Consider the following 11,827-nt stretch of genomic DNA (forward strand, 5'->3'; position numbering starts at 1 on the left):
AGCTTAGTTAGTTGCTCTTGACGAGAAATTGGTTGCCCTCGAAGAATAATGGGTTGCGTTAAGCCATTCGTTTCCAAATAATCTCTTCTTTTATTAGACAATTTTTATACTAGTAGGTAACCTAAGCTTAGTTAGTTGCTCTTGACGAGAAATTGGTTGCCCTCGAAGAATAATGGGTTGCGTTAAGCCACTTGTTTCCAAATAATCACCTCTTTTATTGGACCATTTTTTGCTGGTAGGTAATCTAAGCATAGTTGGTTGCTCTCACCGAGAAATTGGTTGCATTCATCCATTTACTTTCAACTAATCTCTTTTTTTAAAAGCCTTACTATAATAATCACGAGGTATTGGAAGAGTACTACCTATATCATTATGGCATGTAAAACATTCAGCAAATTTATAAGGGATTCAATACTACTCGCCCACTTTTTATATGTATATTTGCAACCCGTAAGTTTGTAGTTAAATTTCCTAAAGAATATGTGAAAAGAGACTTGAAATAAATAAAAGAATTGTTATAATAATATTTGTACTTTAATTTTATGTGACGTTCCGAAGTAGCTCAGTGGTAGAGCAATCGGCTGTTAACCGATCGGTCGTAGGTTCGAGTCCTACCTTCGGAGCCATTTTTTTGTCTGTGCTTCCATAGCTCAGCAGGTAGAGTGCTTCCATGGTAAGGAAGAGGTCAGCGGTTCGAACCCGCTTGGAAGCTTACATTTTGAATATAAATGTAGAAAATATCAAGAAATGCTTGTCTTAAATGAATACATATGTTATTATTATTTTTGTTCGGTTTTAACGTAGAAATACGAAAATAATCGTGAATTATAACCCAGGAGGATTAGCTCAGCTGGGAGAGCATCTGCCTTACAAGCAGAGGGTCGGCGGTTCGAGCCCGTCATCCTCCACCATTTATTATTTTGTATCTAGCTTTGGAGGGGTAGCGAAGTGGCTAAACGCGGCGGACTGTAAATCCGCTCCTTAGGGTTCGGCGGTTCGAATCCGTCCCCCTCCACCAGTTTATTGGGGTATAGCCAAGCGGTAAGGCAACGGATTTTGATTCCGTCATGCCCTGGTTCGAATCCAGGTACCCCAGCCACAAAACTCTTTTAACATTAATTTTCGGGGCCTTAGCTCAGCTGGGAGAGCGCCTGCCTTGCACGCAGGAGGTCAGCGGTTCGATCCCGCTAGGCTCCATACTAATATAATTCAAAAAACCTTTCCGTCACAGGAAAGGTTTTTTTGTATATAAAAGACTTGATACTCAGAGGAAAACTTCAATAGGCAGGGCAACTTTAAAACAAGGTTATACGTTTCTATAAGAAAAGGAGATGAGAACTTTTCAATGTGTAAATCAATTATTTTTGATATGGATGGAACATTATTTCAAACAAATCTAATTTTAGAACCAGCTTTGGAAGAAACGTTTGAAGTATTACGAAAAGAAAAACTATGGGATACAAAAACACCGATTGAACAATATAGAGAGATCATGGGGGTGCCACTGCCAGTTGTATGGGAAACGCTTTGTCCGTACCACTCTATTGAAACTAGAGAGAAAAGCAATGAAATATTCCATACAAAGCTTATTAATTTAATCAGAACACAAAAAGGGGCACTTTATGCGGACGTAGAAAAAACGTTAAATAAGTTAAGTAAAAGATATCGATTATTTGTAGCGAGCAACGGGCAGAAAGAGTATTTAAGAGCAATTGTAGAAACATATCATTTAGACAGATTTATTCAAAATACATACAGTATCCAATTAATGAAGTCAGGGCATAAATCAGATTTAGTGCAGATGGTGAAAAGAGAAAATCAAATTGAAGAAGGTTATGTTGTCGGTGACCGCTCTTCAGACATATTTGCTGCGAAAGATAATGGACTTATTGCAGTTGGTGTGAATTTTGACTTTGCACAAGAAGAGGAATTAAAACAAGCAGATTTTGTCGTGAATAATTTCATGGAGATCTTAGAAATAGTCTGAATATAGCCCTCATATTAAATGTTTATCGGATGTTTTTTCAAATTAAATATTTTTTTAGAACTGAACATAAAACGCTTTTCAATACTCCTACCTATCCATTATGATGAAATAAAAAAGTGAGGTGTTGAGAGTGGCTGAAACAATCGTATATGGAGACGTAACATTACGACCGTTAGTAGAAAGTGATATACCCCTTTTATGGGAACTGTATGAACCGAAAATTTTTGAATTTATGTTGAATAAAGTTGAGAATAGGGATCAACTAGAACTGTGGTTGCAAATAGGTATTCATCAAATGAATGAAGAAAAAACGGCACTTGCTTTTGTTGTAGAGAATACCGATACACAAGAAATAATGGGAACTACCCGTATTTATGGTATAGATGATATAAACCATGCTTGTGAAATAGGTTCGACTTTTTACGGTAAAAAGTTTCAGCGAACACATGTGAATACAACATGTAAATACTTGCTTTTAAAACACTGCTTTGAATATTTAGGGATGATTCGAGTACAATTTAAAACAGACGAGCTTAATACCGCTTCCCAATCGGCTATAGAAAGGATAGGTGGTATTAAAGAGGGAGTTCTTCGAAATGAACGAATTCGCTCAAATGGAACAGTCAGAAATGCAGTGGTTTACTCTATTATAGAAAGTGAATGGACTGAAGTGAAAAGTCACCTTGTACGGTTAATGAATAAATATTCATAAAATTGCTGAGTTGAGCCAACCCCCCTTTTGCAATTACAATAGATGTTAGAAATGAAGGGGGTATACAACGGTGAGTAAGCTTAATATTTCAATAATTGGTGTACCAATGGATCTTGGACAAAATAGACGTGGCGTTGATATGGGACCAAGTGCTATTCGTTACGCGGGAGTTGTTGAACGTCTCAAGGATCTTGGTCATTCTGTAAATGATGTAGGGGATATTGTGATAACACGTAAAGAGGAATCTAAAAATACACATTTACGCAATCTAGAAGAAGTAGTCGAAGGCAACACAAAGTTAGCAAATAAAGTACATGAAGTAGTATCAGAAGGCCGCTTTCCTCTAGTACTAGGCGGAGACCACAGTATTGCGATTGGTACACTAGCAGGGCTTGCTGATCGCTATGAGAATCTAGGAGTAATTTGGTATGATGCACATGCCGATTTAAATACAGCAGAAACTTCCCCATCTGGGAATATTCATGGAATGCCCTTGGCAGCAAGCCTTGGTTTAGGTCATGAGGCTTTAGTCAATATACGAGCTTATGCTCCAAAAATTAAACCTGAAAATGTCGTGATTATCGGAGCACGTTCGGTAGATCCTGGGGAACGTGAATTGATCAAAGAAAAGGGTATTAAAGTCTTTTCCATGCACGAAATCGATAAGCATGGCATGACAGAAGTGATGAATCAAACAATCGCTTATTTCGAAGAACGTAAAGTAGATGGCGTGCATTTATCACTTGATCTAGACGGTTTAGATCCTTTGTACACACCAGGCGTTGGGACACCGGTTCCAGGTGGTATAAGTTACCGTGAAAGTCATTTAGCAATGGAGATGTTATATTCGTCTAATCTGATTACATCAGCAGAGTTTGTAGAAGTAAATCCGATATTGGATGAGAAAAATAAAACTGCAGATGTTGCTGTTGGCCTAATGGGATCTTTATTAGGAGAAAGCTTAGTATAATTTTTGGAAAAAGTAGACAAATAGTCTGCTTTTTCTTTTTTATTATCAACACAGTGCTCTAAATGTTTGATAAAATAAATAATATATATAAAAATGAAACCTGTTGATACCTTAATCCGTATAGGTAAGACAGCCGCATAGGGCGGAGGGGAAATCACGATGGATGCGTTGGTAAACAAACGAATAAAACAAGTATTAAAAGGCGATAAAGACGCATTCGCGGAGATTGTCGACCTGTATCAGCATAAACTATTTCAAGTATGTTTTCGTATGTTGGGAAATCGACATGAGGCAGAGGACATTGCACAGGAAGCATTTGTGCGAGCCTTTATCAACATACATACGTTTGATCAGAAAAGAAAATTTTCTACTTGGCTTTACCGTATCGCCACAAATTTATGTATAGATCGTATAAGGAAGAAAAAGCCAGATTTTTATTTAGATGCAGAAGTCAAAGGTACGGAAGGGCTTGATATGTATTCTCAAATTGCAGCTGCAGATGAACTTCCAGAAGAAGAGCTGATGAAGCTTGAATTGCAGGAACGAATACAATATGAAATTAGTCGACTTCCCGATAAATATAGATCAGCCATTGTATTAAAGTATATGGAAGAATTACCTTTACAAGAGATCAGTGAAATATTAGAATTACCACTTGGAACGGTAAAAACAAGAATCCATAGAGGCCGTGAGCTACTTAGAAAACAGTTAAGCAGACAGCCCAATTTTTTATAGGAGGGAATCACGATGAATGCGTGTCCAGAGCGAATTGTTCACTATATGCATGAATATCTAGATGGTGAAATTAGCCGTGAACATGAGCTTGAGTTGAAATCTCATTTGCAATCATGCGTGGATTGTCAGGCGCATATGCATGAGTTAAGCGATGTAGTTGCCTTTGTAAAAGGGGCAGCTCATGTAGAGGCACCAACTAATTTTAGTCATGCTGTGATGGCAAGACTCCCGAAAGAAAAATCACATGCTGGGGTGAGTAGATGGTTGCGACGTCACCCAATCCTTACTGCAGCTGCTCTGTTCTGTTTGTTTATGAGCAGTGCATTATTCACTAATTTCAATGAACAGCAGCAATTCTCCTTTACGAAGCAAGAAAATGTTGTCGTGGAAGGGGAAACGGTTATTATCCCTGAAGGACAAGTCGTAAAAGGCGATTTAGTTGTACGCAACGGGGATGTTCGAATTGATGGTGAATTGGATGGAAATCTAACAATCATTAATGGTACAACATATATGGCTTCCACAGCGGTTATCACCGGTAAGACCGAAGAAATCAATGAGGTATTTGACTGGCTTTGGTTTCACATAAAAGATGGGGCAAAAGAAGTAGTGTCATTCTTTGAAAAAGAAGAAACAAAATAATGGAAAGTCTATCCTGAAATCTGGATAGACTTTTTTGCTCCAAAATGTAGAGAATTAGTCAACTATGTTATACTTACAATGTATGGATTTGTGATGAAAAGTGGGGGATGCCACATGTCGTTTATGGAGCAATTTACAAACTTAATGCCAGTAAACGTTATTGTAAACATTTTAGATGTTTTATTTGTTTGGTTTGTTATATATAAATTAATAACCTTGATAAAGGGAACGAAAGCAGTTCAATTATTAAAAGGAATATTCGTTATTATCATTGCTCGGGTAGTGACGGACTTTTTAGGAATGGATACGCTTGGTTGGTTACTTGAAAATGTGATTAATATTGGATTTTTTGCGATTATCGTTATATTCCAACCTGAAATAAGAAGGGCACTCGAACAAATAGGTAGAGGTAAGCTCTTCGGAAGAAGCTCCTCTATGCAAGAAGAGGAAGAGAAAATCCGTTTGATAGGTGCAATGACGAAGTCCGTAAGCTATATGGCAAAGCGTCGGATTGGTGCATTGATCTCAATAGAGAGAGAAACAGGTTTAACGGAATATATTGAGACCGGCATTCAGTTAAATGCGCATCTTACTTCTGAGCTCATGATTAACATTTTCATACCGAATACACCTTTACATGATGGGGCAGTTATTGTTCAAAAAAATAATATAGCTTCCGCCGCTTGTTATTTACCGTTATCTGAAAGTCCTTTCATTTCGAAGGAACTTGGTACACGGCATCGCGCGGCAATTGGTTTAAGTGAAGTAACGGATGCAATTACCATTGTGGTATCGGAAGAAACAGGTGCAGTAAGTTTAACGTCTAACGGGGATCTCCATCGAAATTTATCCATTGAAGAGTTCGAAAATCACTTGACACGCCTTTGGTTTGGACCGACAGAGGAGCAGGTAACTTCTTCTAAATGGTTGTGGAGGGGGAAACAGAATGGATAAAATGATGGATAATCCATGGTTCTTACGAATAATCTCATTAGCACTCGCGATTTTACTATTCGTTTCTGTGAAATCAGAGATTGAAAATAATAATATGAATACTACTGGTACTTCAGTAGATGTTCTTCGAGATATACCAGTGGAAGTATATTATGACGATGAAAACTCAGTTGTAACCGGAGTGCCTAAAACTGTTAATGTAAGTATTGAAGGGCCATCAACAATCGTTCAATCTGCTAAAGTTATGAAGGATTTTAAAGTATTTGTGGATTTACGAGAAGTAACATTTGGCGAGCACAAAGTAGCTATTTCTACTGAAAACTTTTCGAATAAGTTAAAAGTTCGTGTGGATCCCGTATACGTAGATGTGGTGATTGAAGAACTGGTTTCCCAAGAGTTTGATGTCGATTTAGATATGAATGAAAGCTTGCTGGCAGATAACTATGTAGTAAAATCTTATGATGTAGAACCAAAAAAGGTAATAATCACTGGAGCAAAAAGTATTATTAATAGCATAGGCTATGTAAAAGCCACAATAGAAAGAAATCAAGGAATTAATAAATCCTTTGAACAAGAAGCCAGCGTCCGAGTTCTGGACTCTGACTTAAATAAATTAGATGTAGTAGTAGAACCAAAGGCTGTACAGGTAAAAGTGAAGGTAGAAGAATACAGCAAAGAAGTACCGGTAGCTCTCGTTCAAAAAGGTACGCCTAAAGAAGGAGTAACGATTAACAAGCTATCAACGGATGTAGAGAAAATAAAGCTTTACGGACCCCGTACAGTATTAGAAAAAATTGATCAGTTCCAAGTCGACGTCGACGTGAATAAAATAGAGGTCCCTGGGAACTTTGACTTAAAGCTGGTAGCTCCAGAAGGTGTGTCTAGGCTATCGTTAGAAAAGATTAAAATAACAGCCGATGTCACACCAGCTACTCCGCCAGATACAAAAGAGGAAGAAGATACTGCTTCAACCGTGACTGAGGAAAAATCGTTCGAGCAAGTTGCGATAGCAGTTAGAGGACTACCAGAGCAGCTAAGCAGTAATTTTGAAACTCCAGCAGAAGGTGTCGTTTCTGTTGTGGCAAAAGGATCACCCGAGGATTTAGAAAATGTTCAACTAAATACTGTTTCCGTTTATGTGGATGCGCAGAATGCCGAGATAGGGGAAGCAACTCTCCCTATTCGAATTGAAGGTCCATCTAACATAGAATGGAGAACTTCTGAATCTGAGGCGAAACTTACGATAAAAGAGGCTTAATCTTTATTTAGTTGGTTTATAACCATAACTAAAGAGGTAAAGCTTCTGCGGATGACAAAAATTTTGAAGTAACCCAATTAAACAGGGCTTATTCAAAATCTAATATAATCTCGCTAAGCTGTGTTTGAATGCACAGGACAACTGGTTTTTAAGGAGAGAATAATAAATGGGAAAATATTTTGGTACAGATGGTGTTAGAGGCGTTGCAAATTCAGAGTTAACACCAGAGCTGGCTTTCAAATTAGGCCGTGTTGGGGGATACATTCTAACAAAAGAAGCAAAAGAACGAGCAAAAGTGTTAATAGGTCGGGATACTCGTATATCTGGTCATATGCTAGAAGGAGCCCTTGTAGCGGGACTATTATCCGTTGGCGTTGAAGTTATGCGACTAGGGGTTATTAGTACACCAGGTGTTGCTTATTTAACGAGAGTAATGAGTGCAGACGCAAGTGTGATGATTTCCGCTTCACATAATCCTGTAGCAGATAATGGTATCAAGTTCTTCGGTTCGGATGGTTTTAAGCTTTCGGATGAACAAGAAGAAGAAATTGAACAACTACTTGATGTAGAAGAAGACAAACTTCCTCGTCCTACTGGAGCAGGAGTAGGGTCCGTATCTGATTACTTTGAAGGTGGACAAAAGTACATCCAATATTTGAAACAAACAGTAGATGAAGAGTTTGTAGGAATTCATGTGGCACTTGACTGTGCTAATGGGGCAACTTCTTCTCTTGGAACACATGTGTTTGCAGATTTAGATGCAGATTTATCCACTATGGGTGCATCTCCAAATGGATTGAATATTAATGAAGGTGTCGGATCTACACATCCAGAAGAATTAGCTAAATTCGTTCTTGAAAAAGGAGCGGACGTAGGTCTTGCTTTTGATGGGGATGGGGACCGTTTAATCGCAGTAGATGAAAAAGGACAAATTGTAGATGGCGATCAAATCATGTATATATGTGCCAAATATTTAAATGCACAAGGTCGTTTAAATAAAAGCACTGTTGTGTCCACTGTTATGAGTAATATGGGCTTCTATAAAGCATTAGAAACGCATGAAATGACTAGTGTGAAAACAGCAGTAGGGGATCGATACGTAGTAGAAGAAATGAAGCAGAACGGCTATAACTTGGGTGGAGAGCAGTCTGGGCATATTGTTTTCTTAGATTTCAATACAACAGGTGATGGCTTGTTAACTGGGTTACAACTCGTTAATATTATGAAAGTAACAGGAAAAAAACTTTCAGAACTTGCATCTGAAATGACTATATTTCCTCAAAAACTAGTCAATGTACGCGTAACCGACAAACATGCTGTTACGCAAAATGCAAAAGTTGCAGCAATTATCAGCGAGGTAGAAACAGAAATGGCAGGTAACGGCCGTGTCTTAGTACGACCATCTGGTACAGAACCGCTTGTGCGTGTTATGGTAGAAGCAGCAACAGCAGAAGAATGTGAAAACTACGTAAACCGTATTGTGGATGTTGTAAAAGCTGAAATGGGTTTGACTGAATAACATATGGAAAATCCGGCATATTGCCGGATTTTTTTGTATGTAAAAAGAATCATAATCCCTTTTATGTTTAATCTCTCGCTGTAAGTGGAATAACAGTAGAGAACAAACAGATAAGGAGTGTTAATATGGCTAAAGTAGCAACATTAATCACAAATATGTTTGAGGATGTGGAATACACAAGCCCAGCACAGGCATTAAATGACGCAGGGCATGAAGTATTTACAATTGAAAAAGAAGCAGGAAATGAAGTAACTGGTAAACAAGGGGAAGCACATATCAAAGTAGACTATGGAATTGATGACGTAAAACCTGAGGATTTTGACGCATTATTCATTCCTGGTGGTTTTTCTCCGGATATGTTACGGGCAGACGATCGATTCGTTCAGTTTGCAAAATCATTCATGGATGCTAAAAAACCAGTTTTTGCAATCTGTCACGGACCACAGCTTCTCATTACCGCGAAGACCTTAGATGGAAGGGATGCTACCGGCTACAAATCGATTAAAGTGGATTTAGAAAATGCTGGAGCAACTTATCATGACGAAGAAGTATTCGTTTGTGCGAATCAGCTCGTGACCAGTCGCACACCAGATGACTTACCTGCCTTTAATAGAGAGATTGTGAAGTTATTGGAACAATAATAGCACCATTTCTAATAGTACAAAAATATGAAGCACCAGAAGAATAGATGTTTTCTTCTGGTGTTTTTAAAGGACCGGGCGTCTTTTTGCCCGGTTTTTCTTAATTAAAAAAAGTAATAAACACGCTTTTTCAGTTAATCTATAAATCTTTATTCCATTAAATTGACGTGCATATAATGAACGTATATAATGAAAAAGTTACTTTAAATGTAAATTTAACTTCATTATGATAAGGGACCGCGTAGAAGGAGTGGAAAGTAAAACGCGTAAAATCAAGGAAAACAATTATAGCGCCAGAGCTGAAGAAATCGGACGAAATGTATCTTCAGCAGACGAGGTGGAGGTTATCGAAAATTCGGCGGATGCCTCCCGACCGTATTTGCCCGGTTGTTATTCTTTTTCAGAAACCATACGAGTGATTGTATGACAGAGGGGAAAAGAAGGCATTCTTAGCTTAATGGACGACTGTGAAAAAACAGGTCGTTTATTTTGACATGAATGTAAACGGAGGAATTAGAATATGTGTGGAATTGTAGGATATATTGGGGAAGTGGACGTAAAGGAAATTTTGTTAAAAGGTTTAGAGAAATTGGAGTACCGTGGATATGATTCAGCGGGAATTGCAGTGCTCAATGAAGAGGGAGTAGTCGTTTTCAAAGAAAAAGGACGTATTGCAGATTTACGAGACGTAGTTGATGAAGATGTAGCTGCAAAGCTTGGAATTGGGCATACTCGTTGGGCAACTCATGGTGTTCCAAACCAACTAAATGCACACCCTCATCAAAGTACAACAAAACGTTTTACGCTAGTGCATAACGGTGTAATTGAAAATTATCATTTGATGAAAAAAGCGTATCTATCTAAAGTAGAAATGACTTCGGACACAGATACAGAAGTAATCGTACAGCTAATTGAAAAGTTTTCCCAAGACGGATTATCTACTATAGATGCACTCAGAAAAACATTGCATCTTATCCATGGATCATACGCACTTGCATTACTTGATAAAGAAGATGCGAATACTATTTATGTAGCAAAAAACAAATCACCACTCCTTGTAGGACTCGGAGATGGATTCAATGTAGTGGCGTCGGATGCTATGGCAATGCTTCAAGTGACGGAGCAGTATGTAGAGCTTCACGATCAAGAAATTGTTGTCGTGCATAAGGATTCTATTGAAATTCAAAAACTAGACGGTTCTATCGTAGAGCGTCCAGCTTATAAAGCAGAGCTAGACATGAGTGATATCGAAAAAGGAACATATCCTCATTATATGTTAAAAGAAATGGACGAACAGCCAGCTGTTATTCGTAAAATCATACAAGCATATCAAAATGATCAAGGTGATCTTACAGTTGATGCAAGCATTTTGAAGGCACTTCATGATGCAGATCGTCTATACATTATTGCTGCTGGAACTAGCTACCACGCTGGTCTTATCGGAAAACAATATTTTGAGAAAATCGCTGGAATTCCAGTAGAGGTGCATATCTCTAGTGAATTTGGCTACAATATGCCACTTCTATCTGAAAAACCATTATTTTTATTTATCACGCAGTCAGGTGAAACAGCAGACAGCAGACAAGTACTTGTGAAGATAAAAGAACAAGGGTACCCAACAATTACAATGACAAACGTCCCTGGCTCTACTCTTTCTCGTGAGGCAGATCACACGTTGTTACTGCATGCTGGTCCAGAAATCGCAGTTGCATCTACAAAAGCATATGTTGCACAAGTAGCAGTATTAATGGTGACGGCTTCTGTATATGCACAATATCAAAACAAAACAGTCGATTTTGATGTAGTAAAAGAACTAGGTATTGCAGCCAATGCTGTTCAAACGATTGTAGATTCCAAAGAAGAAATGGAACAAATTGCTACAGAGTTTCTAGCAACAACAAGAAACGCATTCTTCATCGGACGAAACGTTGACTTCTATGTAAGTTTAGAAGGTGCTTTAAAACTAAAAGAAATTTCCTATATTCAAGCAGAAGGATTTGCAGGTGGCGAGCTAAAACATGGCACAATCGCATTAATCGAGGATGGTACACCAATCTTTGCGCTAGCAACCCAACAAGCAGTTAGCCTGAACATTCGAGGTAACGTCAAAGAAGTAGTAGCACGTGGTGCAAACCCATGCATTATTTCCATGGAAGGCTTTGAAGAAGATGGAGACCGCTTCGTTCTTCCAAGAGTACACGAGTTATTCTCACCACTAGTAGCAGTAATACCTTTACAGCTGATTAGTTACTATGCGGCATTGCATAGAGACTGTGACGTTGATAAACCGAGAAATCTGGCTAAGTCTGTGACGGTTGAATAAGGGAAAACTGTCGAAAGTAAAGTTGTGTGAAAAAACAATAAAGATGTATCCTCGACAATAAAGATGTATCCTAAACAATAAAGATG

At 38.3% G+C, this 11,827-nt stretch carries 10 protein-coding genes and 6 tRNA genes; all 16 read left to right on the forward strand.

Going from position 1 to position 11,827, the window contains the following annotated elements:
• The first annotated feature begins 551 nt into the window (after window positions 1–551).
• The 16 genes from FS486_RS17175 (at window position 552) to glmS (ending at window position 11,741) form a co-directional block, all read left to right on the forward strand.
• Window positions 552–626 (forward strand) — tRNA-Asn (locus FS486_RS17175).
• A gap of 13 nt (window positions 627–639) precedes the next feature.
• A tRNA-Thr gene (locus tag FS486_RS17180) sits at window positions 640–712 on the forward strand.
• 123 nt (window positions 713–835) lie between these two features.
• A tRNA-Val gene (locus FS486_RS17185) sits at window positions 836–911 on the forward strand.
• A 23-nt stretch (window positions 912–934) separates the two neighbouring features.
• Window positions 935–1,018 (forward strand) — tRNA-Tyr (locus tag FS486_RS17190).
• A 6-nt stretch (window positions 1,019–1,024) separates the two neighbouring features.
• Window positions 1,025–1,099 (forward strand) — tRNA-Gln (locus tag FS486_RS17195).
• Window positions 1,100–1,124: 25 nt separating this feature from the next.
• A tRNA-Ala gene (locus FS486_RS17200) sits at window positions 1,125–1,197 on the forward strand.
• 148 nt (window positions 1,198–1,345) lie between these two features.
• Window positions 1,346–1,987: an HAD hydrolase-like protein gene (locus tag FS486_RS17205; protein ID WP_144513221.1), complete on the forward strand. Its 642-nt coding sequence runs from the start codon at window positions 1,346–1,348 to the stop codon at window positions 1,985–1,987.
• A gap of 130 nt (window positions 1,988–2,117) precedes the next feature.
• A complete protein-coding gene (locus FS486_RS17210; RefSeq protein ID WP_144513223.1) occupies window positions 2,118–2,699 on the forward strand; it encodes a GNAT family N-acetyltransferase in 582 nt (193 codons plus the stop codon).
• Window positions 2,700–2,769: 70 nt separating this feature from the next.
• Entirely contained in the window at window positions 2,770–3,669 is a 900-nt protein-coding gene (gene rocF / locus FS486_RS17215; protein ID WP_144513225.1) for an arginase, read from the forward strand.
• A gap of 159 nt (window positions 3,670–3,828) precedes the next feature.
• Complete coding sequence (sigW, locus tag FS486_RS17220) at window positions 3,829–4,404, forward strand: RNA polymerase sigma factor SigW (RefSeq protein ID WP_144513227.1); 576 nt, start codon at window positions 3,829–3,831, stop codon at window positions 4,402–4,404.
• Window positions 4,405–4,416: 12 nt separating this feature from the next.
• Window positions 4,417–5,046 carry a zf-HC2 domain-containing protein gene (locus tag FS486_RS17225; protein WP_144513228.1) on the forward strand — a complete coding sequence of 210 codons (630 nt, stop codon included), beginning with the start codon at window positions 4,417–4,419 and terminating at the stop codon, window positions 5,044–5,046.
• 114 nt (window positions 5,047–5,160) lie between these two features.
• A complete protein-coding gene (cdaA, locus tag FS486_RS17230) occupies window positions 5,161–6,000 on the forward strand; it encodes a diadenylate cyclase CdaA (RefSeq protein ID WP_144513230.1) in 840 nt (279 codons plus the stop codon).
• Window positions 5,993–7,258, forward strand: a complete 1,266-nt coding sequence (locus FS486_RS17235) for a CdaR family protein (protein WP_144513232.1) — start codon at window positions 5,993–5,995, stop codon at window positions 7,256–7,258. Before cdaA ends, FS486_RS17235 begins: the two co-directional genes overlap by 8 nt.
• Before the next feature lie 166 nt (window positions 7,259–7,424).
• Window positions 7,425–8,777 (forward strand): phosphoglucosamine mutase, encoded by a 1,353-nt coding sequence (gene glmM / locus FS486_RS17240; protein ID WP_144513234.1) that lies wholly within the window; start codon window positions 7,425–7,427, stop codon window positions 8,775–8,777.
• A 125-nt stretch (window positions 8,778–8,902) separates the two neighbouring features.
• Window positions 8,903–9,418, forward strand: a complete 516-nt coding sequence (locus tag FS486_RS17245; protein WP_144513236.1) for a type 1 glutamine amidotransferase domain-containing protein — start codon at window positions 8,903–8,905, stop codon at window positions 9,416–9,418.
• 520 nt (window positions 9,419–9,938) lie between these two features.
• Window positions 9,939–11,741 carry a glutamine--fructose-6-phosphate transaminase (isomerizing) gene (glmS, locus tag FS486_RS17250; protein WP_144513238.1) on the forward strand — a complete coding sequence of 601 codons (1,803 nt, stop codon included), beginning with the start codon at window positions 9,939–9,941 and terminating at the stop codon, window positions 11,739–11,741.
• Window positions 11,742–11,827 lie beyond the last annotated feature (86 nt).

Source organism: Bacillus sp. FJAT-22090, from assembly GCF_007676755.1.
In the GTDB taxonomy this organism is placed as follows: Bacteria; Bacillota; Bacilli; order Bacillales_A; family Planococcaceae; genus Psychrobacillus.